This is a genomic window from Campylobacter sp. IFREMER_LSEM_CL2151, from assembly GCF_025771725.1.
Taxonomy (GTDB): Bacteria; Campylobacterota; Campylobacteria; order Campylobacterales; family Campylobacteraceae; genus Campylobacter_D; species Campylobacter_D lari_C.
The window spans coordinates 55,111-81,358 of sequence record NZ_JAKMQT010000003.1 but is presented as its reverse complement, the minus strand read 5'-3'; the positions used below and the strand labels follow the sequence as shown (position 1 = coordinate 81,358).

27 protein-coding genes and 1 tRNA gene are annotated in these 26,248 nt (G+C 29.0%); 14 read left to right on the top strand and 14 right to left on the bottom strand.

The window, feature by feature from the left end:
• Positions 1–4 precede the first annotated feature (4 nt).
• The gene (locus L8V82_RS03365; RefSeq protein ID WP_263724015.1) at positions 5–1,021 is read right to left on the bottom strand and encodes a sensor histidine kinase; all 1,017 of its coding nucleotides are present in this window, start codon (positions 1,019–1,021) and stop codon (positions 5–7) included.
• A 1-nt stretch (position 1,022) separates the two neighbouring features.
• Positions 1,023–1,874 (bottom strand): DUF234 domain-containing protein, encoded by an 852-nt coding sequence (locus tag L8V82_RS03360; protein WP_263724014.1) that lies wholly within the window; start codon positions 1,872–1,874, stop codon positions 1,023–1,025.
• A gap of 58 nt (positions 1,875–1,932) precedes the next feature.
• On the opposite strand from L8V82_RS03360, the gene L8V82_RS03355 reads away from it, so the two are divergent.
• Positions 1,933–3,198, top strand: coding sequence for an aminotransferase class V-fold PLP-dependent enzyme (locus tag L8V82_RS03355; protein WP_263724013.1), 1,266 nt, complete (start codon positions 1,933–1,935; stop codon positions 3,196–3,198).
• On the opposite strand, the gene L8V82_RS03350 is transcribed toward L8V82_RS03355, so the two are convergent.
• The 6 genes from L8V82_RS03350 to L8V82_RS03325 form a co-directional block, all read right to left on the bottom strand.
• Positions 3,199–3,957 carry a transporter substrate-binding domain-containing protein gene (locus tag L8V82_RS03350; protein ID WP_263724012.1) on the bottom strand — a complete coding sequence of 253 codons (759 nt, stop codon included), beginning with the start codon at positions 3,955–3,957 and terminating at the stop codon, positions 3,199–3,201.
• A gap of 189 nt (positions 3,958–4,146) precedes the next feature.
• A complete protein-coding gene (gene ftsW, locus L8V82_RS03345; protein WP_263724011.1) occupies positions 4,147–5,310 on the bottom strand; it encodes a putative lipid II flippase FtsW in 1,164 nt (387 codons plus the stop codon).
• A gap of 71 nt (positions 5,311–5,381) precedes the next feature.
• Entirely contained in the window at positions 5,382–6,188 is an 807-nt protein-coding gene (locus tag L8V82_RS03340; RefSeq protein WP_039617961.1) for an adenylosuccinate lyase, read from the bottom strand.
• 18 nt (positions 6,189–6,206) lie between these two features.
• Positions 6,207–6,926 carry an arginyltransferase gene (locus L8V82_RS03335; RefSeq protein WP_263724010.1) on the bottom strand — a complete coding sequence of 240 codons (720 nt, stop codon included), beginning with the start codon at positions 6,924–6,926 and terminating at the stop codon, positions 6,207–6,209.
• The gene (locus tag L8V82_RS03330; RefSeq protein ID WP_263724009.1) at positions 6,926–7,186 is read right to left on the bottom strand and encodes a hypothetical protein; all 261 of its coding nucleotides are present in this window, start codon (positions 7,184–7,186) and stop codon (positions 6,926–6,928) included. The genes L8V82_RS03335 and L8V82_RS03330 overlap by 1 nt, the downstream gene beginning before the upstream one ends.
• Positions 7,183–8,625 (bottom strand): acetyl-CoA carboxylase subunit A, encoded by a 1,443-nt coding sequence (locus tag L8V82_RS03325; protein WP_039617956.1) that lies wholly within the window; start codon positions 8,623–8,625, stop codon positions 7,183–7,185. Before L8V82_RS03325 ends, L8V82_RS03330 begins: the two co-directional genes overlap by 4 nt.
• A gap of 120 nt (positions 8,626–8,745) precedes the next feature.
• Here L8V82_RS03325 and L8V82_RS03320 point away from each other — a divergent pair.
• Positions 8,746–8,822: transfer RNA gene (locus tag L8V82_RS03320), tRNA-Arg, on the top strand.
• 6 nt (positions 8,823–8,828) lie between these two features.
• Here the strand turns inward: L8V82_RS03320 and tgt are convergent.
• The 4 genes from tgt to folD form a co-directional block, all read right to left on the bottom strand.
• Positions 8,829–9,947, bottom strand: coding sequence for a tRNA guanosine(34) transglycosylase Tgt (tgt, locus tag L8V82_RS03315; protein WP_263724008.1), 1,119 nt, complete (start codon positions 9,945–9,947; stop codon positions 8,829–8,831).
• An 88-nt stretch (positions 9,948–10,035) separates the two neighbouring features.
• Positions 10,036–11,202, bottom strand: a complete 1,167-nt coding sequence (locus L8V82_RS03310) for a pyridoxal phosphate-dependent aminotransferase (RefSeq protein ID WP_263724007.1) — start codon at positions 11,200–11,202, stop codon at positions 10,036–10,038.
• Between the two features lie 163 nt (positions 11,203–11,365).
• A complete protein-coding gene (gene lepB, locus L8V82_RS03305; protein ID WP_087700520.1) occupies positions 11,366–12,214 on the bottom strand; it encodes a signal peptidase I in 849 nt (282 codons plus the stop codon).
• Positions 12,211–13,059 carry a bifunctional methylenetetrahydrofolate dehydrogenase/methenyltetrahydrofolate cyclohydrolase FolD gene (folD, locus tag L8V82_RS03300; protein ID WP_263724006.1) on the bottom strand — a complete coding sequence of 283 codons (849 nt, stop codon included), beginning with the start codon at positions 13,057–13,059 and terminating at the stop codon, positions 12,211–12,213. Before folD ends, lepB begins: the two co-directional genes overlap by 4 nt.
• A gap of 79 nt (positions 13,060–13,138) precedes the next feature.
• Between folD and L8V82_RS03295 the strand changes: the two genes are divergently transcribed.
• The 7 genes from L8V82_RS03295 to L8V82_RS03265 are packed head-to-tail and all read left to right on the top strand — an operon-like array spanning position 13,139 to position 18,983.
• Positions 13,139–13,483 carry a c-type cytochrome gene (locus L8V82_RS03295; protein WP_263724005.1) on the top strand — a complete coding sequence of 115 codons (345 nt, stop codon included), beginning with the start codon at positions 13,139–13,141 and terminating at the stop codon, positions 13,481–13,483.
• A complete protein-coding gene (gene hemL / locus L8V82_RS03290) occupies positions 13,480–14,757 on the top strand; it encodes a glutamate-1-semialdehyde 2,1-aminomutase (RefSeq protein ID WP_039628192.1) in 1,278 nt (425 codons plus the stop codon). The genes L8V82_RS03295 and hemL overlap by 4 nt, the downstream gene beginning before the upstream one ends.
• Positions 14,754–15,032 (top strand): AtpZ/AtpI family protein, encoded by a 279-nt coding sequence (locus L8V82_RS03285; protein WP_263724004.1) that lies wholly within the window; start codon positions 14,754–14,756, stop codon positions 15,030–15,032. The genes hemL and L8V82_RS03285 overlap by 4 nt, the downstream gene beginning before the upstream one ends.
• Positions 15,016–15,501 carry a hypothetical protein gene (locus tag L8V82_RS03280; protein WP_052241350.1) on the top strand — a complete coding sequence of 162 codons (486 nt, stop codon included), beginning with the start codon at positions 15,016–15,018 and terminating at the stop codon, positions 15,499–15,501. Before L8V82_RS03285 ends, L8V82_RS03280 begins: the two co-directional genes overlap by 17 nt.
• A complete protein-coding gene (locus L8V82_RS03275) occupies positions 15,498–16,691 on the top strand; it encodes an MFS transporter (protein WP_250325593.1) in 1,194 nt (397 codons plus the stop codon). Before L8V82_RS03280 ends, L8V82_RS03275 begins: the two co-directional genes overlap by 4 nt.
• The gene (locus tag L8V82_RS03270) at positions 16,681–18,690 is read left to right on the top strand and encodes a flagellar hook-length control protein FliK (protein ID WP_263724003.1); all 2,010 of its coding nucleotides are present in this window, start codon (positions 16,681–16,683) and stop codon (positions 18,688–18,690) included. Before L8V82_RS03275 ends, L8V82_RS03270 begins: the two co-directional genes overlap by 11 nt.
• 2 nt (positions 18,691–18,692) lie before the next feature.
• Positions 18,693–18,983, top strand: a complete 291-nt coding sequence (locus tag L8V82_RS03265) for a FlhB-like flagellar biosynthesis protein (protein ID WP_263724002.1) — start codon at positions 18,693–18,695, stop codon at positions 18,981–18,983.
• Here L8V82_RS03265 and L8V82_RS03260 read toward each other — a convergent pair.
• Complete coding sequence (locus L8V82_RS03260) at positions 18,958–19,767, bottom strand: phosphatidylserine decarboxylase (RefSeq protein WP_263724001.1); 810 nt, start codon at positions 19,765–19,767, stop codon at positions 18,958–18,960. The two genes, L8V82_RS03265 and L8V82_RS03260, sit on opposite strands and share 26 nt — an antisense overlap.
• Positions 19,768–20,898 (bottom strand): metallophosphoesterase, encoded by a 1,131-nt coding sequence (locus L8V82_RS03255; protein WP_263724000.1) that lies wholly within the window; start codon positions 20,896–20,898, stop codon positions 19,768–19,770. It lies immediately after the preceding gene.
• A gap of 70 nt (positions 20,899–20,968) precedes the next feature.
• On the opposite strand from L8V82_RS03255, the gene abc-f reads away from it, so the two are divergent.
• The 5 genes from abc-f to L8V82_RS03230 are packed head-to-tail and all read left to right on the top strand — an operon-like array spanning position 20,969 to position 26,227.
• A complete protein-coding gene (gene abc-f / locus L8V82_RS03250) occupies positions 20,969–22,906 on the top strand; it encodes a ribosomal protection-like ABC-F family protein (RefSeq protein WP_263723999.1) in 1,938 nt (645 codons plus the stop codon).
• A gap of 53 nt (positions 22,907–22,959) precedes the next feature.
• Positions 22,960–24,147, top strand: coding sequence for a M48 family metallopeptidase (locus L8V82_RS03245; protein ID WP_263723998.1), 1,188 nt, complete (start codon positions 22,960–22,962; stop codon positions 24,145–24,147).
• Entirely contained in the window at positions 24,147–24,947 is an 801-nt protein-coding gene (locus L8V82_RS03240) for a HemK/PrmC family methyltransferase (RefSeq protein ID WP_263724073.1), read from the top strand. Before L8V82_RS03245 ends, L8V82_RS03240 begins: the two co-directional genes overlap by 1 nt.
• Before the next feature lie 29 nt (positions 24,948–24,976).
• A complete protein-coding gene (locus L8V82_RS03235; RefSeq protein ID WP_263723997.1) occupies positions 24,977–25,444 on the top strand; it encodes a DUF4149 domain-containing protein in 468 nt (155 codons plus the stop codon).
• Positions 25,445–25,477: 33 nt separating this feature from the next.
• Positions 25,478–26,227 (top strand): flagellin, encoded by a 750-nt coding sequence (locus L8V82_RS03230; RefSeq protein ID WP_263723996.1) that lies wholly within the window; start codon positions 25,478–25,480, stop codon positions 26,225–26,227.
• The last annotated feature ends 21 nt before the right edge of the window (positions 26,228–26,248 follow it).

The following is a 26,248-nucleotide window of genomic DNA, read 5'->3' as shown; positions in this document are numbered from 1 at the left end:
GAGCTTAAATTTTAAGCTCTATAAAAAAACATTTTGGATTTTCATCAAAACCCAAAACTCCATTATGCGCATCAATAATTTGTTTTGATAAAGAAAGACCCAAACCATTGCCTTTTAACTTAGTTGTTTTAAAAGCTTCAAAAACCATTTTTTTATCTTTGATACTCACACCATTGTCATAAACTTTGATAAAAACTTTATCTTCTTTTTGCTCACATTTAACTTTTATACAACCATCATCATTTTCACTTTCTTCAATAGCATCTATGGCATTATAAAGCAAATTTTGTAATACTAATGCAAGCAAAGATTTATCTGCATTGATTTTTAAATCCAAAAATTCAAATTTAAAATCAATATTAGCTAGATAATTATAAGCCCCAATAGCCTGCTCGCATTCATCTTGTAATTCTTTTAAATTAAACTTATTTAAATTAACATGCACACCTTTTGTAAAAAGCAAGGTAGAATTTACAATACGCTCTACTCTTGAAATTGCTTTTTGAATTTCTAAAACTATATGCTTATTTTTTAACTCACTTCTTTCAAACAAAGTAGAACTTAATAAAGAAATAGAGCCGATAGGATTGCGTATTTCATGTGCTAAGTGTGCAGCAACTGTTCCCATGCTGGCTAATCTTTCATTTCTTTTTTCATCACTAATATCTGTTGCATTCACTATAAGTTTATCAGTATGAGAGGTGATTTTGATTAGATAAAATTTATGATCAAACTCAAGCTCATAATGTGTTTTATCAAGATCAATACACTCTAAAAGCTTTGGCTTTTGTGTAGCTAAATTATTTTGCAAAATAATATTTTTATTTGCATCTAAAATCCACAAAGCCATAGGTAAAACCTCTATAATCTCACTTACCATTTGTCTTAATGCTGTGTAGTTTTCATTAAGTTGCTTATATTCATTTTCTATAACATAGGTTTGTTCTATTAATGCTTTTAAACCTTGCTGTAAGTTTTCTTTTTCACTAGAATCTAAACTTTTTAAAATATTTTCATCCATATTAATCCTTAATCAAAAAATCAAAATCATCTAAAGTATATAAAAGCAAATTACGCTCTTTATTTAATACAAGCTCTTTGCTAAAACCTTGTTTTGAAAAAAGCACATACAAATTTGGTTGAATTTGCAACTGCTTTGCCTTATTTTTTAAAGTATTTAAAATATTTTTACATATTTTTCTTTCTTTAAATTTAACCTCACCTAAAACACAAAAATTATTTTCATGATAATACAAATCTATTTCATGGTAATAATTCCAAAAACTATATACTTGATCCACTTTAAGCTTTTTGGCTAAAAATTCTTTACACAAAAGCTCAAAAGTAAAGCTTTGATATTTTTCTAAATTTTCTTGGATTACTTCCATTAGCTCGTTGTATTTTTTCATCGCAATTAAGTTTAAGTTAGGGTGTATAAAATAAAAGAAAAATCTCAATCCTTGGTTTTTAAAAATAACCTTATCTTGAATACTATAAGAGCGCAATTCTTTTTTAATTTTTTGTCTTTTATTTTTTATAATAGGTTTTTCTTGACTTTTTTCTAAAATCAAAATATTTCTTTCTAAAAGCTTATTAATAAGTCCTAGTGCTTGAAAATGCGGAATGGATTTATTAATAGAATAGCGTTTTCTATCATTTTTACTCAAAACACTCAAAGCTTTTAAAGTATTATCATCTAAATTTAAATCAGCTAAAATATCAAAAGCTTTTAAAATAAAAACATTTAAAATATTATCATATAAACTTAATTTCAAATCAAATTCAAATTCATCAAAAACACTATAAAAATCAAAAATACTTTTAAGCTCTAAAGAATCACAATGCTTTGAAAATTCACTAAATTTTATAGTCATATCCTTAATTTTAAATATTTTGTATGTTATAATTTTAACAAATTTTTGGGGGAATTTTTTGAATATTGAAACATTAAAAAAAGATATTATTTTAAAAAAAGGAATATATTATTTTGATTTTACAGCTAGTGCTTTAGCATTAAAAAGCATAGAAAAGGAAATTAAAAAAATTCTTATTACCTATGCAAATACACATTCAGATAGCTCTTTAAATTCTTTCATCACGCAGCAACATTATGAAAATGCAAGAATAAATTTAAAAAAATACCTTGAATTAGATGATAGCTTTGCTCTTATAGCTTGTGGGAGTGGATCTTCAGCTGCTATTAAAAAATTTCAAGAACTTTTAGGTCTGTACATACCCCCGCTTATTAAAGAAAAATATTTTAAAAATACAGATAAAAACACCTTGCCTTTGGTTATAGTAGGACCTTATGAACACCATTCTAACGAACTTTCATTCAGAGAGGCTTTGTGTGAATGTGTTCGCATACCCTTAGATAAAAATGGCGAGTTAGATTATGCTTTTTTAGAAAAATTATTAAAAAAATCTAAAAATAGACAAATCATAGCAAGCTTTAACGCAGCTTCAAATGTCACAGGAATTTTAAGTGATTATAAAAAAATCTATACCCTAATCAAACAATATAATGGCATAGTTGCTTTTGATATTTCCACCTTAGCTCCTTATGCTAATTTAGATCCTAAATTTTATGATGCAGTGTTTATTAGCTCTCATAAGCTACTTGGAGGTGTAGGATCTTGTGGTTTGCTTGCTATTAAAAAAAGTTTATGTGGTAATACTCCTAGCTTTGCTGCAGGTGGAACTGTAGGCTATGTTTCAAGAACCTCTCAGCAATACTTATGCGAAGTTGAAAATTTAGAAGAAGGTGGTACACCTGGAATTATTCAACTAATTAGAGCAAGTTTAGCTTTTAAAGTACGCAATGAAATAGGTTTAAAAAATATAGAAAAAAAAGAAAAAGAGCTTTGTGAGTATTTTTTTAAACAATGTGCAAATTTTCCAAAAATGATCTTATATGCAAAAAATATCACTCATAGATTACCTATTTTTGCTTTTAATATAGAAGGAATTTCTCCTTTTGATTTAGCTTATAAATTAAGCAAAACCTATAAGATAGAAACAAGAGCAGGTTGTGCTTGTGCAGGACCTTATGGGCATGATTTACTCAATCTAAAAGATAATCAAGAATTAAAATTTAAACCAGGATGGCTAAGAGTGGGTTTTCATTATACGCATACAAAAGAAGATATAGAGTATTTTTTTAAAGCCTTGAAAGCAAGTATCAAGGCTTTAAGTTAATTATTGTAAATCGTATTTTTCTACGATTTTTTGGTAAGTACCATCAGCTTTAACTTTTTCTAAACCTGCATTGATTTTTTGAACAAGCTCAGTTTGTTTTCCTTTATCAAAAGCTACACAAAAACCTGAACTTCCATCATTTTCTTCTAAAAATGCTTCTAATTCTTCATTAGTTTTTAAATAACCCTTACCAATATCTTTATCTGTTAAAACCACATCTATTTTACCAGCTTTTAAAGCTAAAATCGCGGCTAACATTTCCTCGCTAGCTACCACTTGAGCATTTGGAATAGCCTTAGCAGCGCTTTCTTGGATGGTTCCAAGTTGAACACCTATTTTTTTACCTTCCAAACTTTGTTTATCACTAATACTAGAATCTGTTTTTAATTTTAAATATAAATTTTTAGTATTAAAATAAGTATCACTAAAATCCATACTTATTAATCTTTGTGGTGTTGAGCTCATAGCAGAAGCTATCATATCAATCTTTCCAGCTTTTAAAGCAGGGATTAAACCATCAAAACTCATATTTACCCACTCAAGTTTTAAATTTTCTCTCTTTGCTATCTCTTCTAATAAATCAACATCAAAGCCGGTAATTTTTGCATCTTTAATAAAATCAAAAGGAGGATAATTTGCAGCTATACCTACTTTATAAACCTTTTCACCAGAAGCACTAGCTTGATTTTTATCGCTTGAGCAAGCACCTAAAGCTAATATACCAAATAACGCTAAAACAACATATAATATTTTTTTCATTTTTTTCCTTTGTTAAATTAAAATAAAATTGATAAATGATTATAATGTGTTTAAACGCCTGTATTTCTTCATATCCGCCTCCTTTATAATAAATGTGAGCATAATTATAGCAGAAAAAAGTTTTTTGTAAAGAGTTGTTATAAAATATTTTTTATTTAAGTTAATTTTTATATATTTTAACTAATGTATTTAAATTTTTACTTTCTTACTAATCATTAAAACATAACCTATTCCAAGACAAATAGACCACATCGAACTACCACCATAACTTAAAAGTGGTACAGCAACTCCTTTTAACGGGGTTAAAGAAATAATTCCAAAGGCATTCATAAAAAATGAAAACAACAAAAGCAAAGCTACGCCTGAGCAAAACAAAAAATGAACCTTATTTTCACAACGCCCTGCTATTCTAAAAATTCGAAGTATTACCATCAAATAAATAAAACATATAATGCTTAATCCTAGCAGTCCTATTTCTTCAGTAATCCCTGATAAAACAAAGTCTGTATGAACCTCACTTAAAAATCCTAGTTTAAAAGTTCCAAGTCCTAAACCCTCTCCAAAAAATCCACCATGAGCTATAGCATTTAAACTATGTGAAATTTGATAAGGCTCTGAATTATGACTTACCCTTAAAGCGCTTGCTAGCCAATCAGGAAAAAAAGGTAAAAATGCGTCTTGAATATTTCCCCACCAAGCAGAAATACGCTGAATTCTTCTTTGATTACTTAAAATCACCAAAACACCAATCATTCCAACAATAACCACACCAAAAGCAAAAAGTCTTTTACTAGCTCCTGCAAAAAAAGCTAGAGCAAAAACCAAGAAAAAAGAAATAACGCTTTGCCCTAAATCATTTTGTGTCATGTAAATATAACCAATAACAAAAGCAGCTAAAATAAAATAAGGAATTAAGATTAAAACTTCATGTTTGATTGCTTTTTTACTATCATCAATCCTTCTTGTATAAGACCAAGCAAGGAAATAAATCAAACCTATTTTAAAAAATTCAACCGGAGAAATAGATAAAGGGCCGAGCCTAATCCACCTTTTAGCACCACCTGCTGCAGTAGCAAGAAAGGTGGGCAAAAAAGGTAAAATAAGTATAAACAAAAAAGAGATGAGTAAAACACTTATCATCAAATAATGTGCCATTTTACTATCAGGATTTAATCTTGAAACAAAATAAATAATAGCTATACCACTAAGCCCAAAAAAAAGCTGTCTGATAAAAAAATGAAATTCATTATACTCTAAATAAAGCACAGTAAAAGCACTTAAAGAATATGAAAAAAGTATTCCTATAGTTATAAGAATGCAACTTAAAAAAAATAACTTTCTATCAGCAACCAATATTATTCCCTAAATTTTTATAAAAAAGTTAATTTTAATAAATTGCAACTTAAAATGATGTTATTTTAACTTCAAGTATTATTTTTATATAAAGATTTTAAACTCTCATAAGCAAGCTGAATTTTCTCAAATTCTTCACGGCAATAAGCTTGCTCGATCTTGCTTTTACCTTGATGGCGATCAGGATGATAAATTTTAACCAAATTAAGATAATTTTGTCTAATAGTAGCAAAATCATCACTAGAATTACACCCTAGTGTTTGAAAATAATTTTCAAAAAGCTTTGCAAGAGCATTAAATTTCCAATTAGTACTAGCTTTGTTTTTCATTTTATTTCTAAATTCTAAAAGCTGAGTTTCATTAATCGTAAAATCAACGCAATATTTTAAATGCTCATTCACACTTGCTAAAATTTCTAAAAGATTTAAAGTATTATCATCTTTGTATTCTACTGAAAAAATACAATTTTTTTCATCATACACGCTTTTGTGATCTTTAAAATACTGCTCTAAATATACAGCAAATAATTTTTCATTCGAACTTAGTGTGATTAAAATATTCTTTTGCGCAAAGCCTATTTTAGCAAAGATTACAGGTTTTAAAGTATTTGCTTGAGCAAGGTTTAACTTAAAGGTTTTATAGTGCGCAAAGGCAAGATTATCGATTTGATTTCCAGTATTTTTTTTATATTTGTGATTAACAAGTTTTAAAAAATACCTTCTTTGAGGAATTTCATTTTCTACAAAAAAAGATAAGGTTTTATTTTTATTACCTATAACTTTAGAAAAATTTTTACGGATAAGATCTTGAAAATATTTAAACATTAAAAAATCATCAGTATTAACACTAACTGATTCTAAAGTTTGCACTACTTGCATAAAATCCTCTCTATAAAACTAACTCCACAAAAATGCCTGCTCATTTAAAGCACTAGTGTGTTTTAAAATTTCATTTGGACTATAATCGGCTTTATATGATAAAGATTGACACCCTTTTACAAAATATCCCAAATAAATATATTTTAATTTTTTTAATTGTGCAAGCTTGATTTCTGTTAAAAGTGAGTATTTACCGAGACTTAGATGAGAAAAATCAGGATCATAAAAACAATAAATACTAGAAATTCCATCTTCTAAAATATCAATCAAATCAACACAAACCAACTTATTATCGATATAAAAATCAAGCTCGTATCCAAAAGTACCTGCATTATCCACATAAAGATTATAATATTTTCTAAAATTTAAATCATAAATTTTCCAATTTCTTTTATCTTTTTGATAATGGTGGTATTTTTCATAAAGTAATAAATGCTCATCACTTAAAGAAGGTTTTTGTAAGATTATTTTAGTGGCTGTATTTTTTTTCAAAACTCTACGATAGCTTTTGCTAAAATGGAAATTTTCTACCAAAATACGCAAATTTTGACATTCATTGCAATCATTACATATTGGTCTTGAAAAATACGAGCCAAAGCGACGCCAACCTCTTGAAACTAATTCTTGATTTTGTGCTTTATTAATAAAAGATACATAATTATACTCATTTCTACAATATCTATTTTCAAGATAAGGGCATTCTTCCTCTAAAGTACAAAAACCAATAATATTATTCATTAGATCTTTTTTATATCGCTATTTTTTACAAATTCCATAAATTCATTAGCTAAACGCTCTTCTTTTAAAAACATATCTTCAAATTCTTGCTCTTGTTTTTTATCTTCCTTTTGCTTAGCTAAGTCTTTTTCTATAGTATCTAAGTCAGCATTTTTCATACTAACTCCACTTTTACTCGCTTTAACTTTTTCTTTTTTTGTTTGACCTTGTTCTTTTTGGAGTGCCTTTTTTATATCTTTTAATTCATCTAAAAAACTCATGATTGCCTACTTTCTTTTATTTTTTGCAAGGCTGCAGCTATAGCAGCAATTACTTCTTCTTTATTTTCTTGGTGTCTATCTTCTGTTTTTTCTAAAAGCTCTTCCATATGTGTTTCTATAAAAGAAGTATCAAAATACCCTCTTCTAAATTCTCTTATTTTGGTAATTGCAATCAAAAATGGCACAGTTGTTCTAATATCATCAATCACAAATTCTTTCAAAGCTCTCTCAAGTCTATTAACCGCACTATCATAACTTGAACCTTTAACGATTAATTTTGCAAGTAAAGAATCATAATAAGGTGGCACAGTATAGTCTTTATATAAATGGCTATCCACTCTTACAGACGGTCCTAAAGCTGGAAAATATTCTGTGATTTTACCCGGACTTGGAATGAAATTTTTCCATACATTTTCTGCTGTAATCCTAGCTTCTATTGCAAAGCCTCTTGGTTTTATATCGCTTTGCTCAAGATCTAAAATTTCCCCATTTGCTATACGAATTTGTCTTGTGATAAGATCAATTCCTGTGATTTCTTCTGTGATTGGGTGTTCTACTTGTATTCTTGTATTCATTTCCATAAAATAAAATCTATTATAATCATCAAGTAAAAACTCAACCGTCCCAACATTCGTATAACCTACAGCTTTCGCAGCAGCTACTGCAGTAACTCCTATGGTTTTTCTTAATTTTTCTGAGATACTTGGACAAGGTGCAATTTCTATGATTTTTTGGTGTCTTCTTTGTATTGAGCAATCTCTTTCACAAAGATGAATGATATTACCATAATTATCTGCTAAAATTTGAAACTCAATATGCCTTGGATTAATAACATATTTTTCCATAAAAACTTCATCATTTTTAAAAAAGCTTAATGCTTCTCTTTTACAAGCTTCAAAAGATTTTTCTAAATCTTCTTCTTTATGCACTACGCGTATACCCCTACCGCCACCGCCACCGCTGGCCTTTAAAATCACCGGATAACCTATTTTTAAAGCTTGAAGTTTGATTTCTTCTAATGTGCAATGATTTAATTTTTCAGTACCTGGAACCACAGGAATTCCATTTTTTTTCATTAGATATCTTGCTATATTTTTATTTCCCATTTTACGAATAACATCTGATTTTGGCCCTATAAATATAATCCCTGCTTCTTCACATTCTTTAGCAAATTCATAATTTTCACTTAAAAAGCCATATCCAGGATGTATAGCATCAGCACCGCAAGCTTTAGCAATTTCAACTATTCTTTTACCATCTAAATACCCTCTTATTGCATCAGTTCCTATTCTATATGCCTCATCAGCAACTTTTACATGCAAGCACTCATGATCAGGTTCAGTATAAACAGCAACGCTTTTTATATGCAAATCCCTACAAGCACGGATTACCCTTACTGCAATCTCACCTCTATTGGCTATTAAAATCTTATGTATCATTACTTTGCCTTAAGCTAAAATATTATTCAAAGAAGATTAGCATAAAAATATAAAAATTCTATAAAATTACTTGTTTTTGCTAATTTTAAGAATTTTTTGATACAATTACTCTTTTATTTTGCGCCCATAGCTCAGCTGGATAGAGCATTTGATTGCGGTTCAAAAGGTCAGAGGTTCGAATCCTCTTGGGCGTACCACTTTATTTACATTCTTTGTCTATAAAATTCTTTTCTAAAATTTTCAAATTCATCTTTGATAATAGCTTCACGCATTTGCTTTACCAAATTTAGATAGTAATGCAAATTATGAATACTTGCAAGTCTAAAAAAGGTTAATTCTTTAGCTTTAAACAAATGATTTAAATAAGCTCTTGAAAAGTTTTTACATGTATAACAAGAACATTTATTATCTATAGGGGCATGATCGGTAATAAATTCTGCTTTTTTGATATTAAATTTTCCAAAGCTAGTAAATAAAGTTCCATTTCTTGCATTTCTTGTTGGCATCACGCAATCAAACATATCCACACCTCTTGCTACATTTTCTACTAAATCCTCAGGTGTGCCAACTCCCATTAAATATCTAGGACGATTGCTATCAACATAAGGCATCATAGCCTCAACCGTATCATACATAACCTCATTTTCTTCTCCTACGCTTAATCCACCTATAGCAAGTCCATCAAAGTCCATCTCACAAAGTGCTTGAGAACAAATTTTTCTAGCTTCAAAATCCGTTCCACCTTGGATAATACCAAAGATATTTTGCCCTATTCCCACACCTTGGCTTTGCTTTAATTTATGATAATCAATAGCTTCTTTTGCCCATTTTATAGTACGTTTTAAAGAAAGCTCTATCCTTTCTTTACTTGCAGGCAAGGCCACTAAATCATCTAAAATCATCATAATATCTGAATTAAAATCATACTGTGCATCTAAAACACTTTGCGGGGTAAAATAATGCAAACTTCCATCAATATGACTTTTAAATTGAATTCCTTTTTCATCAGGTTTGGAATTTTTACTTAAAGAAAAAGCTTGAAAACCTCCACTATCTGTTAAAAAAGAGCCTTCAAATTTACTAAAACCATGCAAACCACCCATTTGTTTAATCACCTTAGAACCTGGTCTTAAATACAAATGATAAGTATTTGCTAAAATAATTTTTGCATTTAAAATTTCACCCATATCAACAGCATCTAGACTTTTAATCGCAGCTAAAGTCCCAACTGGCATAAAGATGGGAGTTAAAATTTCACTATGTGTAGTTTTTATACGACAAGCTCTAGCATTTGCACTTTTATATTGAACTTCAAATTCCATTATTTTTCCTATATTTTTTGCATAATCATACCAAAGACTTGCTTATAAGTTTTTTGAAAGAAAGCCTGTTTTTAACAGGCTTAAGAAATTAGTAGTTTTTTACAAATTCAACGATTTTTTCACAACCTTCAAAGATATCTTTTTCATTAGTTGCATAAGAAAGTCTAAAATACCCTTCCATACCAAAACCTATGCCTGGTACTAAAGCTACTTTTTGCTCTTCTAATAATCTTTTACAAAATCTCATAGAATCACTATCAACTTCTTTACAAGAAATAAATAAATAAAAAGCTCCTTGTGGAATTTGTTCTAATTTTAACTTATCGCTTTTAGCTAAAATTTCACACGCTAATTCTCTACGCTTTAAAAAAGCTTGTCTCATCATTTCAATATCACTATCTGCTTTTCCAAGCAAGGCTGGTAAAGCTGCGTGTTGAATGATTGAACAAATATTTGAAGTACTTTGTCCTTGTAATTTTTTAACAGCATTGTTAAACTCACTCATTTTGCTCGCCATATAACCAAAACGCCATCCTGGCATAGCACCGCATTTACTAAGACCATTAATACTTACAGTTCTATTTAAAGCATCTTCGCTCACTTGTGCAAAAGCACAAAATTCTCCATCATAAACTAATTTTTCATAAATCTCATCACTTAAAACTACGATTTTAGTTCCTTCTAAAACCTTAGCCAAAGCAGTAATTTCTTCTTTAGAATATATTGCCCCTGTAGGATTTGATGGGGAATTAAACATCAAAACTTTAGTTTTTGGAGTAATAGCTTGTTTTAATTGCTCAGGGGTGATTTTAAATCCATTTTTTGCCTCACCTTCTATAAACACAGGAGTTGCGCCTGCAAATTTTACCATTTCAGGATAACTCACCCAATAAGGACTTGGTATGATAACCTCATCACCTTCTTCAACTAAACACTCAATCGCCATAAATAAAGAATGCTTAGCACCAACATTGGTAATGATTTCGCTTGCTTTGTATTCTAAATTATTATCATTTTTAAATTTATATTGTATAGCTTCTATAACTTCTTTTATGCCAACAACTGGCGTATAAGCCCCACAACCTTTTTCAATAGCTTCAATTGCTGCTTTTTTAATGATTTCTGGAGTATCAAAATCAGGCTCACCTGCTGAAAAACTAATAACTTTTTCACCATTTGCTTTTAAAGTTTTGGCTATATCAGTCATTACTAAAGTTAAGGATTCTCCTAGATTTTGAGATCTTTGACTTAGCATTTTTTATCCTTTATTTTTTGCTTTGATTTTTATTTGTGTTAATTGTTACAACTTGGAGCTTAAAAAAATCTACGAATAAAATTAAGAGTGTATATTTTTATAAATTTGTGTAGAAACTATACATTTTCTACACATAAAAATTTTATATTGTTTCTTTGGGTAATTATTCTAAAGCTTCTATATCGCTTTCATTATGATGAATAAAACGCTCATCTTTTTCTATAGTTTCAACCAAACGCCCTACTCTTTCCCATCTAACTTTTTTATTTTCATCCCATGAAAAATAAATAAACCAAGGTTGACCAACTATATATTTATAATCTACACTCCCCCAAAATCTACTATCACTAGAGTGATCACGGTTATCTCCCATCATAAAATACTCATTTTCAGGCACTTTATAATAATAAGCATTAAAACCATAAATATTATTAGTACCTAATTCATCAAAAGAAGCAGGCTTCATAGCAAATTGACCTAAATTTAAATAGCGAAAAAAAACACTTTCTATATCCACTCTAGAATCATAATGTATTCCTTTTTCTACAAAAGGTTCTTTTACAAAAAGTCTTCCGCCTATGATTTTTGTTTTATTAGGATAATAATCTTTCATATACTCATCACCCTCAACCATACGCACATATAAGGTTTTATTTGCAAAAACAACCTCATCCCCACCCTTAGCCACACATCTTTTTACATAGTGGATTTTTGGCTCATGTGGATATCTAAATACTACAATATCTCCTCTTTTAGGACCCTCAGCACTTACTAAATGTCCATTTTTATTAAAATCAGGCAAAACAGGCACTTCTATCCAAGGAATATGTGGAGTTGGAATACCATAAGAGAATTTTTTTACAAATAAAAAATCCCCTACTAATAAAGTATTTTTCATAGAACCACTTGGTATGGTAAAAGCTTGTATAAAGAAAAATATAATCAATAAAACAACTATTAAAGTCCCTGTCCAAGATTGCGTGAATTTATAGATTTTTTTCAAAAAATTCATTTTTTAATCCTATTTTTAGCTGATTTTATAGTATTTTCTAAAAGCATTGCTATAGTCATAGGCCCTACTCCACCTGGTACAGGAGTAATATAACTAGCTTTTTTACTTACATTTTCAAAATCAACATCACCTACTATTTTTCCATCAACCCTATTAATCCCTACATCAACTACTATCACACCCTCTTTAACCATATCTTCTTTTAAAAGATTTGGACAACCTGCTGCTACGATGATAATATCAGCATTTTTTGTATAAGCTTTTAAATCTTTTGTATAAATATGACAAATACTCACACTAGCATTAGCATTTAATAAAAGCGTAGCCATAGGACGACCTACTATATTAGAAGCTCCTATTACAACTACATCAGCACCTTCTAATTTTACATCATAACACTCTAAAATTTTCATAACACCCAAAGGTGTGCATGGCAAAAAACCACCTTTTAAATTTAAATTTAAATTCCCGACATTAAAAGGATGAAAGCCATCTACATCTTTATTAAAATTAATACTTTCTAAGATTATGTCTTTATTAATATGTGCTGGTAATGGAAGCTGAACTAAAATTCCATCAACACTATCATCATGATTTAAGGTATTAATCAAAGCCAAAAGTTCATTTTGAGTTGTATTTACATCAAGTCTATAAACCAAAGACTTAATCCCACATTGCTCGCAAGCCTTTGCTTTAGAACCCACATAAGTAGCACTAGCAGGATCTTCACCTACTAAAATCACGGCCAAACAAGGCTCTATACTTTGGGTTTTAAGTTCTAATACTTCTTGTTTTAGATTATTTTTTATCTCATCACTTAGCTTTTTACCATCTAAAAGTGTCATTTCTTTCCTTAAATTTATAGCTTTCTTTAACTTAAAAAATTGTATCATAATAAAACTTCTTTTTTGTTAAAGGTGATAAATGAAAATTATTTTATTTTTATTTTTTATAGTTTATAGTGCTTGGGCTGAAGATTTTATTTCACCTAAAGAGTACCAAGAATCCCTTTACAAAAATCCAAGAGGCATAAGTTGTGCTAAATGTCATGGTGATGGAGGACAACAAATACTAGGATATTATACTAAAAATGGAGAAAAAACACCTTTTATAGTGCCAAGTATTAAAAACACTCCTTATACACGTTTTAGAGAAATTTTAAGCCAACCTCAAGAGGCAAAAAGCATTATGCCAACTTACTCATTAACAGAAGATGAGATGAAATCGCTTTATGATTATATTACTAATAACAAAAGGAGTAAAAAATGAAAAATAACAAAAAAGCCTTTGAAGAAGCTTGTGAATATATAGCGGGCGGGGTTGATTCTCCTGTGCGTGCTTTTGCTAGCGTGGGTAGCAATCCTTTATTTATCAAGCAAGGAAAAGGTGCTTATATTAGCGATATAGAAGATAATACTTATATAGATTATGTACAAAGTTGGGGGCCTTTACTTTTTGGGCATTGTGATGAGGATATTGAAAAAGCTTGTAAAAAAGCATTAGAACATGGTTCAAGCTTTGGTGCACCAACCCTAGCTGAAACTAAATTAGCTAAATTTATCTTAAAAGATTGGCCACATTTAGACAAAATACGCTTTGTAAGCAGTGGCACAGAAGCTACTATGAGTGCTATTCGTCTTGCAAGAGGATTTAGCAAAAAAGATAAAATCATCAAATTTGAAGGATGTTATCATGGACATTCTGATTCTTTATTAGTAAGCGCTGGAAGTGGCGCCGCTACTTTTAACACCCCAAGCTCACTAGGAGTTTTAACTGATGTAGCTAAAAATACTCTAGTGGCTATTTATAATGACATTGAAAGTGTTAAAAACTTAATCAATAATGATGATAATATAGCTTGTATCATTATAGAGCCAATTGCAGGAAACATGGGTTTAGTACCTGCTAAAATAGAATTTTTACAAGAGCTAAGAAAACTATGTGATGAGCATCAAATTCTTTTGATTTTTGATGAAGTTATGAGTGGCTTTAGAGCTTCATATCTAGGCTCTTTTGGAATTAATAATATAAAAGCTGATATAGTAACTTTTGGTAAGGTTATAGGCGGAGGTATGCCTGCGGCTGCTTTTGCTGCAAGAGCTGAGATTATGGATTTATTAAGTCCTTTGGGCGGGGTATATCAGGCAGGAACACTAAGCGGTAATCCTCTTGCTATGGCTGCAGGTTATGCGAGTTTAAAAAAAGCAAGAAATTATGAAGGTTTATATGAAAAATTAGAAAAACTAGGTAAAAGACTCACTCAAGGCTTTAAAGAAGCTGCAAATGATTGTAAAATTCCTTTGCAAGTTAATTGCGTTGGTTCTATGTTTGGATTTTTCTTTTGTGAAAACCCTGTTAATAATTATCAAGATGCTTTAAAATCAGATACTAAATTATTTGCTAAATTTCATGCACAAATGCTAAGCAAAGGCGTGTATTTGGCACCATCTCAATTTGAAACAGGTTTTATATGTGAATGTATGGATAAAAAAATCATTGATAAAACCATACAAGCAGCACAAGAAAGCTTTAAAGCCCTATGAATAAAAGACAAAAAATCATTCACAAAGGTATAGAAGCTGCAGATGGATTAAGCCTTGGCATATCCATGGTTGTAGCTGTTTTAATCGGAGTTGGTATAGGTTATTTTTTAAAAAACTTAACCAGTATAGCTTGGCTTTTTTGGGTAGGAGTGTTTATAGGAGTAGCTGCAGCGATTTTAAATGTTTACAAAGCTTACAAAGCACAAGTAAAAAGCTATGAGGAATTTAAAGAAGAAAATCGCTATAAAGATTTAAAAAATGATCCTAAAGCCTAAAATTTTACTAAAACTCTTGCTAGGATTAAATTTACTTTTCTTAGCAGGAGTTTTTTTCTATAAAGAGTTAAGCTTTAAAACCTTTATAAGCTTTGAATTTGGCTTTTTGGCTCAAAATTTAATCATTCTGGTGTCTTTTTTAAATTACAAAAATTTTATTTTTAAAGCAGCTAAAAATTATGATTTTACACAAAGGCCTTTGCAAATTTTTGCTAAAAAACAATATTCTTTGCCAAAAATTATAAAATTTATCCATATAGATGACGATTTAAAACCAAAATTTAAAAGTATTTTTAAAAACGCATTGGCTTTTTTTTCTTTGTTTAAAATTTTTGCTTATGTGTTTTTAATAGCAGGATTTTTATTTTTAGAGTTTCAAGGCTTAATGAGTATTTTTGCCTTGTTTTGTGCAATGTTTGTCACACCCATAGCGGTATTAATATATAATTTTTTAATAAGAAAATGTTGAGCTCAAAGAGAACGATTAGATCATTAACTGCATTGTTTTTTGGTATGATTTTTGTTTTTATAGGAAGTGCTTTAACGGTAAATTCTATAGCAATTATTCTAAAACATAACGATGTTAGTAATTTTTATATAGGGATAATAGGAAGTTGTTATTTTCTTGGTGCTATGGTAAGCACTATTAGTGCCCATAGGATAGTCTCTAAAGTAGGACATATAAGATCTTTTGGAATTTTTGCCATCATTTTTGGTATAGCCACTATGCTTCATAGTTTAAATTCTAATCTATATTTTTGGATGGTTTTGAGATTTTTACTTGGTTTTTGTTACTATGCACTTTTAATGGTCATAGAATCATGGCTTAATGAAAAAGCAAAAAATGCTATTCGCTCAAGAGTAATAGCCTTTTATGAAGTAGTATTTTACTCATCATCAGGCTTTGGAATTTTACTTATGTCATTTGATTTCCCAAGTAATACAGTATTTATTTTAAGCGCTAGTTTTATTATGTTTGCTTCTATTCCTTTATTTTTAATCCGTATTAAAGAGCCGGTTTTACCACAAAAAACCAAAATTTCCATCCCTAAAGTTTTTGATATAGTGCCTTTAGCTTTAGTGACAAGCTTTATAGCAGGTATGCTTTTAAATGGATTTTTCTCCATGGCCTCTTTATTTATACTCATACAAGGATTTGGCGCAAAAGAAGCTTCAATTTTTATATTTTGTACCATGCTAGGAGGATTTATATCTCAACTTTTCATCGGAACCCTTTCTGATAAAATTAGTCGTAAATTTGCTATTATTTTATGCGCTTTTACCGCTTTAAGTGCTATGCTTTGTATTTTATTATTAAGCTATAATATTTATTTAAAATACTTTTTTGGCTTTTTACTGGGTATGGGAATGTGTTGTTTATATGCTCTTTCTTTAGCTAGAGCAAATGATATGCTTGAAGATTCTAGCAAAAGAGTTGAGCTAGGTAGAGCCGTTCTTTTTACTTATTCTTTTGGTGCTTTATTTGCGCCTGCTGTGCTTGGAACTTTGATGTATTATTTTGAAGGCAATGGTTTTATGTATTTTTACATCGTTTTATTAACTGTTTTAATTGCCTTTGCTATAGATAAACCAAAATTTAAAAATCTAACCAAATTTAAAAGAAAACCAGGCAATATGGTAATGCTAGATGATAACTAATATTTCTAACAATCAAAATCAATTTGCAAAAAACAAAACAAGCAAAGACAACAAAAGCGAGAAATCAGACAAAAAAACCTCACTTAATGATGCTTTAAAAAATCCTTTATTTTTTAAAAATGATCCTGAAGTCAAATTACCTAAAGATTATGTAAGCAAAATCGATCAAAAATTACAAGAATTATTAAATAAACTTTTAGATCAAATCAAAACCAACAAAGATCCTGATTTAGCAGTATTAAAAAATCACAAAGATTTAAATTTTGCACCTAATTTTGCTAATGAAGTTAAAAAACTTCAAGCAGAGCTTTCTAAAAATCCTGAATTTGAAAAACTACTTAAAGTTTTAGAAGATCTAGTTAAACCCGCTAAAGATATCAACAATAAAAATCTTTCATCTTTGGTAAAAAATTCAGGTGTATTTTTAGAAGCAAAACTCAATCATTCTTTAAAAGAACAAAATTTACCACAAAGCTTTTTTAATCTTTTAAATACCATAAAAGGGGCTACTAGCGAAAATCTAAAACGCGATATAAGTAATTTAGATCTTAAAAATCTTGACACTACAAGTACACTAAAAGAACTTATTCACATCTTACAAAATCACAAAAAAGATAATAAAATTTCTTTAGAAAATACAAACTACAAGACACTTTTTAAGCTATTTGATAAAATAGAAAATTTTAAAAACTATATCAATAAAAATCCAAACTCCATTAGTCAAGAAAAGCTACAAAATATTGCTAATAATTTCATTAAAAATCTTAATAAAAATTTAGCACTTATCAACAAAGAACTAGCTAAACCTGAAAATATAAAAATTCAAAATACGCATATACTAAAAGAACTTAGTCAAAACATTAAAGATCTTATAACGCTTTTAAAAGACATAAAAAATCACAAAAACAAAACTGAAACAACACAAGAAAATTTAAATAAAACTCCACACACTAAAGACATCAAAGAAGAGTTAAAAGAGGAAATAAAAACTCCGCAAAAAAACACAGAAGATAAAAAAGAAACTCAACAAAAACAAGAAAGCATAGCAAAAGATAAAGAAATTCAAAACACAAAAGAAGAAAAAACACCACAAAGCAAAGATATCAAAGAAAATCCCAAAGAAGAGCCTAAAACACCACAAAAAAATACTGAAGAACCAAGCAAAAATGATAGTAAAAGTCAAAATTTACAAACAAATAACACTAAATTAGAAGATATATTTAAAAGCACTTCGGGCAAAATTTTACTAGAAGATATTTTCAAACAAAATGTAAGTAAAAATCTTAATTTTAGTCAAAATTTGCAAGAAGAGCTTTTAAATAATCTTAACAAAGAACTAGGCCTAATAGGAAGAAAACTCAATGAGGTTTTAAAAGCTTTAGATCCTAAAAATTATGAAGCAAAAAATTCTTTAGATGATATAAAAAATATAGAAAAAAAATTAGAACTTTCTATAAAAGATCTTGGAAAAATTACTCCAAAAGATACTGCAGAAATTTCTTCAGAATTACAAAAAGACATCAAATCCACTCTTTTGCAAGTTTCTAATCTGGCTAAAAATTTAGACAATGAAAGCATACTAAATCAAGCAAATCGTCTTATAGCTCAACTTGAGTTTAACCAGCTTTTATCTTTAGCTAATAATAGCATTCATACTTTTTTACCTTTCTTTTGGGATGATTTAGAAAAATCTAATGTAGTCTTTAAACGTGGCAAAAAAGATAAATTTTATGCGCAAATTAATCTTGAATTTGAAAAATTAGGAAAAATCAATGTATTTTTATCTCTAAGTAATGATAAATACATTGATATAAATATGATGATAGAAAATGCTAATTTTAGAAAAAAACTTTATGAAAGAGCACATGAGCTAAAAAAAGCCTTAGTTAAAGTAGGACTTCTAAGCTCTAATTTTTTCATCAGTGATATAGTTAAAAGCAAATTTCACAATCAAGAAGAATACAATGACTTTAATATGGGTTTTGACACAAGGGCTTAAAAATGGCTAAAAAAACAAAAAAAGCCGTTGCACTAGGCTATAGCAAAGAAGATCAAAATGCACCAAAAATTCTAGCTAATGCTAAAGGCGAAAACGCTGCTAAAATCATCTCTTTAGCTAAAGAAAATGGCATACCTATAAAAGAAGATAAAGACTTAGTAGAAGTGCTTAGCAAACTTGATCTAGGCGATGAAATCCCACCTAATATGTATAAAGCAGTGGCTGAAATTTTTGCCTTTTTATATAAAGTTGCCAATGAAGATGAGACTAAACAAAGTCCGCAATCTTCTTAGAAAATTCAACTTGCTCATAAGCATTTTTGCTAAATTTTAAAAACCCTTTTTGAGCGATTAAAACTATAGTTGAACCTAGCTCAAAATTTCCAAGTCTTTGGCCTTTTTTTACAAAAAGATCTTCATAAGTATGAGTAAAATCAAAATTTGCAGCATTAGTTTGTATGCTAGTATCAAAGCTAAAATGCATTTTACCAACATTTAGCGCACCCACAAATACCATCCAAAGTATAAATTTTTCCTCCACCAAACACTTTAAAACTACTCTTTCATTTTTAGTATAAAGGTTTATAATCTTAGCTAACTTTGCCTCACTCACGCTAAATAAAGCCCCACTCATATAAGTAGCACTTAAAATTTGCATATTACAAGGTGCATGATAATGATGATAATCTTTTGGAGATAAATAAATATTTGCATAATCTATGCCATTTTCTAATTCTTCTTTACTAGCTGAGTTTTTTAAAAGCTCTTCTATGCTATAACTTGAACCTTTAATGCTAAAGGCTAAATTTTCTTTTAAGTCATTTTGAAAACTACTTCCAAGTTCTAAAATTTTACCATCACTTGGACTTATAAAGCCATCTTCTAATTCTCGCTCATTTAACAAAGTTCTTGTAAATAAAGCATTTAAGCTCTCGTATTCTTCTAAAGGTTTAAATTCACTCATATTGATATTAAAAGCATTTACATAAGCTTTATTTATATTTTTTTGTATGATTTTTGGAAATTTATATTTTGCTATGATTCCAAACATTTTTGAAGCACTATTGCTAAATCCCACTCATTCTCCTTTTAATCTAATCAAAGCTATCTCGCTAGGAGCCAAAAATCTCACAGCAGGCCCCCAAAATCCAGCTCCACTACTTACATAAAGCAAACTATCTTTGCTTAATTTATAAAGCCCATACACAAAGCCTTGCTCTAAATATACTAGCAAAGAAAAAGGGAAAATTTGTCCTGCGTGTGTATGTCCTGATAAAATCAAATCAAACCCACTCACATCATAAGTTTTTACATATTTTGGCTGATGCGTGATTAAAATATTAATTTTCTCTTGATTGATTTGAGTTTTGATTTTTTCTATATTGCTTTCTTTAAATCCCAAACGCTTAGCAGCCAAATCCAAAGTCCCACTTAAAGTAAAATCCCCAAAATCAACACTTTCATCTTCTAAAACTTTGAAATTTTTAAGCGTTTTAAGTTTTTTGCTTATTGCATTTATATCATTGTAATACTCATGATTTCCATAAACAAAATAAGTACCATATTTTGATTTAAAATTTTCTAATAAATTAATATAAGACATGCTAGCTATATCTGTATCAATTAAATCCCCAGCTATGATGATTATATCAGCATTTAAAGCATTAACCTCATCGATTAAGGTTTTTAAAAAATCTTCACCTAAATTTTTTCCCAAATGCACATCAGAAAGCAAAGCTATGTTTAAATCTTCTTTTAAATTTTTAATTTTAATATCTACCTCATTAACCTTAGGTGTACTAATAGCATTTACAAAACCTTTAAACACCATACTAACGCTAAGTATAATAAGCCAAGAATCAAAAATTAATTTTAAAAACTTTCTTCTTTGAAGGCTAAAAATTTGCTCTTTTTTATTTTCATTAAAGAAAATCCAAGAACCAATTTCAAAAACCACTCCAAAAAGCAAGAAAAAACAGGTAATAGTAGGAAAAATCGCTAAAATATAATAAAGCTTTTCATGTAAAAAATCCCCGCGCATATTTACAAAAAAGATTAATTCACATACAAAAACTATTAAAACAAAAGCTAACACAAGCTTTTTATAAGGTTTTAAAAAATCAACCCTACTTAAAAATCTTTTATAAATATACCAATTTGCCAAAGCAAAAAATAAAACTAATAAAGTAAAAAAAACAAACACTCTCATAGTGTAATTTTATTTAAGCAAAATTAATACTTTTTAAAGTAAAATCGCAAAAAACATTTGGGAAAGAAATTTGGCTTTAATAGATTTAATTGACGCAAATAAGAAATTTAATACAAAAATAGTTTTAGAAAATGCAAATTTTAGTGCAAATTTAGGAGAAAAAATCGCCATTATAGGCAAAAATGGCGAAGGAAAATCAAGCTTTTTAAAAGCCCTTATGGGAACTTTAAAACTAGATAGCGGTAGAGTGATTAAACAAAATAATGCTAGCATAGGCATGCTAAGTCAACAAGTAAGCTTTGAAAGCACCTTAAGTGTGAGCGAAGCCATCAAAAAAGAACTTGAAGAAATATACCGAGCCTTAAAAGAATTTGAAAACTATAACGAAAAACTAGCTCTTGATCCTGAAAATAAAGAATATTTAAAAAAAGTAGATGAATTAAGTTTATTTATAGATTCAAAAGATGCATGGAATTTAGACCAAAAAATACAAAGAATATTAGAAGAATTTAAACTATTAGAATACAAAGACAGAACACTTTGCTCTTTAAGCGGAGGCGAAATAAGACGCGTAGGGCTTTGCACGCTTTTGCTAAAAAATCCTGATATTTTATTGCTTGATGAGCCAACCAACCACCTAGATGTATATATGAGTAGCTTTTTAGAAGAAAGATTGAAAGCTTCTAAAATGTGTGTTATTTTCATCTCTCATGATAGGTATTTTATCGACGCAATAGCACAAAAATGCGTTGAAATAGAAGCAGGAAAATTAAGCGTTTTTGAAGGTGGATACACACAATATCTAGAAAAAAAAGCAGCTATTTTAGCTTCTTTAGCTAAAAGTCATGAAACCTTGCTTAAGCAATTAAAAAGTGAGGAAGAATGGCTAAGAAGAGGAGTCAAAGCTAGGCTTAAACGCAACGAAGGACGCAAAGAACGCATTTTTAAAATGCGTGAAGAAGCCAAGAAAAATCCAGGAGCTATCAAACGCTTACAGCTTGAAATCAAAAGAGCAAGTAAAAATTTCAATCAAACCCAAAATCAAAACCGCAAAAAAATGCTTTTTGAACTTAAAAATATCTCAAAATCCATAGCAGACAAGACACTTTTTAAAGACTTTAATGCACGAATTTTACAAGGTGAGCGCATAGCCATAGTAGGTAAAAATGGCTGTGGGAAATCTACTTTTTTAAAAATTTTACTTGATCAAATTCCGCTTGATAGCGGGGAAATTAAAAGAGGTGAAGTTAAAATAGGCTATTTTGATCAAAGCAGAAGCTTACTCAATACTGATAAAAAACTTTTAGAAATTTTTTGCCCAAATGGCGGTGATCATATTCAAGTGCGTGGTAAAAATATGCATGTTTATGGGTATTTAAAACAATTTTTATTTCCAAAAGAATTTTTAGAACAAAGTGTGAGTGTGTTAAGTGGGGGTGAGAAAAACAGAGTTGCTCTTGCCTTGCTTTTTACTAAAGAATATGATGTATTAATCTTAGACGAACCAACAAATGATTTAGATATAGCTACAATAAATATCTTAGAAGAATATTTACTTTCTTTTGAAGGTGCGATTTTGCTTGTATCACATGATAGATATTTTGTTGATAAAATAGCAACTAAACTTTATGCTTTTGAAGAGAATGCAAATATTAACATAGAAGTTCTTTCTTATAGTGAGTATTTAGAAAATGAAAAAGAATACAAAGACTTTGAAGAATTTTCCAAAAGTTTAGAAACAAACACCACAACAAGTGTAAAAACAAAAGAAAAATCAAATAAAAAACTAAGCTATAAAGAAAATGAAATTTTAAACTCATATCCTGATAAAATTCATAAATTAGAAGAAGAAATCAAAGAAATCAAAAATGCTCTAAGCAATCCTGCAATCTATCAAGAACTAGGTATAAATACCCTTTATGAAAAGCTAAATTCCTTAGAAAATGAACTTAGTATTTTAGAAGAAGCTTATTTTGAGGTTTTGGAAAAAAGTGAAAGTATTGATTAACTTTATATATTTTAAATAAGATAAAATTACTCAAATTTATTTAAGGAAAAATTATGACTTTAATATCTATTTTATGTATTTACACGGCCTTTTTGGTTTTTATATCTTATATGCAAATTTCTTTTTTAAAAAAAGAAAGAGAAAAACAAGCGATTATTTTAAATGAGCATGATTATAAAAATGCTGCAAATATCGCCATAGAAAATGAAAAATACAAAATCTTTTCTAATCTTTATAATCTGATGATTAATATTTCTTGGATTAGCTTTGGCTTTTTATATTTAAAAGAAATTTTCATCAAAGAAAATTCTACTTTAGAAAATACTTTATTTTTGCTTACATTTTTATTGATTATTAGTATTTTAAATTTACCACTTAGTTATTATGAAAGCTTTATAAAAGATAAAAAACACGGCTTTTCAAATATGACTTTAGCACTTTTTATTAAAGATAGCATTAAATCTTTAGCCCTAATGCTTATTTTTGGCTTTTTAATCATCTATGCTTTAGTGTTTTGTTTTGAATTTTTTAGCACATACTGGTGGGTAGTGGCTTTTGCTTTAAGCTTTATAATCATACTTATTATAAATCTTATCTATCCTACACTTATTGCACCTATGTTTAATAAAATGAAAAAACTTGAAGATGAAAATTTATTAGAAAAAATCACTAATTTAATGCAAAAATGTGGTTTTAGCACAAATGGTGTTTATGTTATTGATGCAAGTAAAAGGGACAAAAGATTAAATGCTTATTTTGGCGGTTTATTTAAAAGCAAAAGAGTGGTGCTTTTTGATACACTTTTAAATGCTTTAAAAGAAAAAGAACTCATCGCTGTTTTAGGTCATGAGCTAGGACATTTTGTGCATAAAGATTTACTAAAAATGTTATTTTCTAGTGCTTTGATGCTTTTTGCTTTATTTTTTATCTTTGCACATTTACCAAGCTTTTTTTATATTGAAAGTCATTTAGATGGGGTTAATGCTGGAGTTTTTGCGCTTTTATTGATTTTTGGAAATATTTTTACTTTTATTATCTCCCCACTACTAAACAAAATGAGTCAAAAAAATGAATTTAATGCTGACTTACATGGAGCAAAACTAAGTTCTAAAGAAGATATGAAAAATGCCCTCATAGCCTTAGCAAAAGAAAATAAAGCCTTTGTTAAAACAAGTAAAATTTATACTTTCTTTCATCTAAGTCATCCTTGTATTTACGATAGAATTAAAGCTTTGCAATGATTTCAATCAAACAAGCTTTAAAGCAAGCTTACGCAAAAGATCCTACTCACAAAGAATATATACTTTTTATTCTTTGTGAGCTTTTGCAAAAAGATAAAGCTTGGATTTTTTTAAATCCTGAATTTCAAATTGATGAAAAAGTTTTTTTAGAATACGTAGATAAATTTTTAAATGGCGAGCCTTTTGAGTATTTATTTCAAAAAACACAGTTTTATGGTTTAGATTTTTTTATTGAAAAAGGGGTTTTAGTACCGCGTTTTGATAGTGAAATATTACTTGAAAGATGCTTAGAAATTTTAGATCATAACTCTTTTAAAAATATACTTGAGATCGGCTTTGGGAGTGGAATTTTAAGTATCTCTCTAGCAAAGTTAAAGCAAATTTTTATACAAGCTTGCGATATTAATCCAAAAGCGCTAGAGCTTGCTAAAAAAAATGCAGATTTTCATAATGTTTCAAATTTAATTAATTTTCAACTTTGTGATTTTAAAACTATGCAAGGAAATTTTGACTTTATTTTTTCTAATCCTCCTTATATAAAAAATAATTATCCTTTGGATAAATGGGTGCAAAATGAACCGCATAATGCTTTATTTGGCGGGGATAAAGGTTGGGAAATTTTACATGAAATTATCCTTTTTGCCAAAAATCATAACACAAAAATCTTAGCGTGTGAGTTTGGCTATGATCAAAAAGCAATTTTAAATAAAATTTTAGAAGAAAATGATTTTAAAGCTACTTTTTATCAAGATTATAATGGATTTGATAGAGCCTTTGTTGCGTGGAATTTAAAAAATTAGACTATAATTATCTTTTTATAGGAGAAAATATGAAATCAATATATTTATTTTTATTAGCAAGTTTAATTGGGATTGAAATTAGCATAGGTGTATTTTTAGCTCCGACTATATTTTATCCTGCTAAATTCATAGGCGAAGGGGTTTTAACTCATTTTCAAAGTGGACTTTTAATGACACACATTTTTGTGCAATTTGGTTATGTTTTGCTAGGTGTGAGTGTTTTATCTATTTTAATGGAAATTTTCTCATTTAAGGATAAAAATTTAACTTTTAAAATAAATTTTTCAAAATTTATGCTTTCTTTGATCATTTTGGCACTAAGTTTGCTTTTTGTATTTTACTTCATTGCTTATGTTTTAGAAGCACAAAGCTTAGGAGAAGAAGCAACTAAGACTCAAGAATTTATAAAAATTCATGGTGCAAGTGAAGTTGTGATGAAAATTATCATGTTATCACAAGTAATTTTGTTTTTTTTAAATTTTAAAACAAAAAAGTGATATAATAAAATAAGTCTTTAAAAGGAGTCAAAGATGAAAATAGGCGATATAGGAACAACTCAACAAAACCATTACTTAAATCAAGCTCAAAAAAGCCAAGAAAAAGCTTTAGAAAATATAGCCGCAATGCGTGCTATAGACGGGAGCGATGGGGCAAATTTAGCCATAGCTGATTCTTTAAGAAGTCAGTATAGCACTATAGATCAAGGTATTTTAAACGCTTATGATTCAGTGGGTGTTTTGCAAATTGCAGACTCAGCGCTAAATAATATCTCAGCTACTGCAGATAGACTTAATGAACTTTCAGTACGCTCAAATAGTGCTGCATTAAATGATAGACAAAAAAGTATGCTAAATACCGAAGCAAATAAACTCATCAGCTCAATCAATGATGCATTTTCAAATGCAACTTTTAATGGAAAAAATGTTTTCCAAAGTATGGATTTTGTTGTTGGATCTGGGGTTGAAAGTATCAATTTAAATCAACCAAGCACAGCAAATTTAAGCCTTGAAAACCAAGATGGAATTCGTGATTTTCAAGATCAAGTAGGTTCTTTACGCGCAGATATTGGTGCTGGGATCAATGCTATCCATTCTAATATCAACTCATCTTTGCAAACTAGCATTAACACTAAAGAAGCTGAAAGTAAATTGCAAAATAATGACTTAGCACAAAATATCAATGATTTTAATGCAAATTACCTAAAAGAAAATGCATTTTTATTTGCAAATGCTCACTCAAATGTAATGCTACAAACTAAACTAGCAAGCCTACTTCAATAATAAAACTCCCAAATAAGGGAG

Excerpts from the sequence above, each read along its gene's own strand:
- L8V82_RS03335 (WP_263724010.1), bottom strand. The coding sequence starts at position 6,926 with ATGAATAATATTATTGGTTTTTGTACTTTAGAGGAAGAATGCCCTTAT.
- L8V82_RS03255 (WP_263724000.1), bottom strand. The coding sequence starts at position 20,898 with ATGAGAGTGTTTGTTTTTTTTACTTTATTAGTTTTATTTTTTGCTTTG.
- L8V82_RS03350 (WP_263724012.1), bottom strand. The coding sequence starts at position 3,957 with ATGAAAAAAATATTATATGTTGTTTTAGCGTTATTTGGTATATTAGCT.
- L8V82_RS03230 (WP_263723996.1), top strand. The coding sequence starts at position 25,478 with ATGAAAATAGGCGATATAGGAACAACTCAACAAAACCATTACTTAAAT.
- L8V82_RS03310 (WP_263724007.1), bottom strand. The coding sequence starts at position 11,202 with ATGCTAAGTCAAAGATCTCAAAATCTAGGAGAATCCTTAACTTTAGTA.
- L8V82_RS03280 (WP_052241350.1), top strand. The coding sequence starts at position 15,016 with ATGATCCTAAAGCCTAAAATTTTACTAAAACTCTTGCTAGGATTAAAT.
- L8V82_RS03270 (WP_263724003.1), top strand. The coding sequence starts at position 16,681 with ATGATAACTAATATTTCTAACAATCAAAATCAATTTGCAAAAAACAAA.
- L8V82_RS03295 (WP_263724005.1), top strand. The coding sequence starts at position 13,139 with ATGAAAATTATTTTATTTTTATTTTTTATAGTTTATAGTGCTTGGGCT.
- L8V82_RS03340 (WP_039617961.1), bottom strand. The coding sequence starts at position 6,188 with ATGCAAGTAGTGCAAACTTTAGAATCAGTTAGTGTTAATACTGATGAT.
- L8V82_RS03330 (WP_263724009.1), bottom strand. The coding sequence starts at position 7,186 with ATGAGTTTTTTAGATGAATTAAAAGATATAAAAAAGGCACTCCAAAAA.
- lepB (WP_087700520.1), bottom strand. The coding sequence starts at position 12,214 with ATGAATTTTTTGAAAAAAATCTATAAATTCACGCAATCTTGGACAGGG.
- L8V82_RS03360 (WP_263724014.1), bottom strand. The coding sequence starts at position 1,874 with ATGACTATAAAATTTAGTGAATTTTCAAAGCATTGTGATTCTTTAGAG.
- L8V82_RS03365 (WP_263724015.1), bottom strand. The coding sequence starts at position 1,021 with ATGGATGAAAATATTTTAAAAAGTTTAGATTCTAGTGAAAAAGAAAAC.
- L8V82_RS03325 (WP_039617956.1), bottom strand. The coding sequence starts at position 8,625 with ATGATACATAAGATTTTAATAGCCAATAGAGGTGAGATTGCAGTAAGG.
- L8V82_RS03285 (WP_263724004.1), top strand. The coding sequence starts at position 14,754 with ATGAATAAAAGACAAAAAATCATTCACAAAGGTATAGAAGCTGCAGAT.
- tgt (WP_263724008.1), bottom strand. The coding sequence starts at position 9,947 with ATGGAATTTGAAGTTCAATATAAAAGTGCAAATGCTAGAGCTTGTCGT.
- L8V82_RS03265 (WP_263724002.1), top strand. The coding sequence starts at position 18,693 with ATGGCTAAAAAAACAAAAAAAGCCGTTGCACTAGGCTATAGCAAAGAA.
- L8V82_RS03245 (WP_263723998.1), top strand. The coding sequence starts at position 22,960 with ATGACTTTAATATCTATTTTATGTATTTACACGGCCTTTTTGGTTTTT.
- folD (WP_263724006.1), bottom strand. The coding sequence starts at position 13,059 with ATGACACTTTTAGATGGTAAAAAGCTAAGTGATGAGATAAAAAATAAT.
- hemL (WP_039628192.1), top strand. The coding sequence starts at position 13,480 with ATGAAAAATAACAAAAAAGCCTTTGAAGAAGCTTGTGAATATATAGCG.
- L8V82_RS03235 (WP_263723997.1), top strand. The coding sequence starts at position 24,977 with ATGAAATCAATATATTTATTTTTATTAGCAAGTTTAATTGGGATTGAA.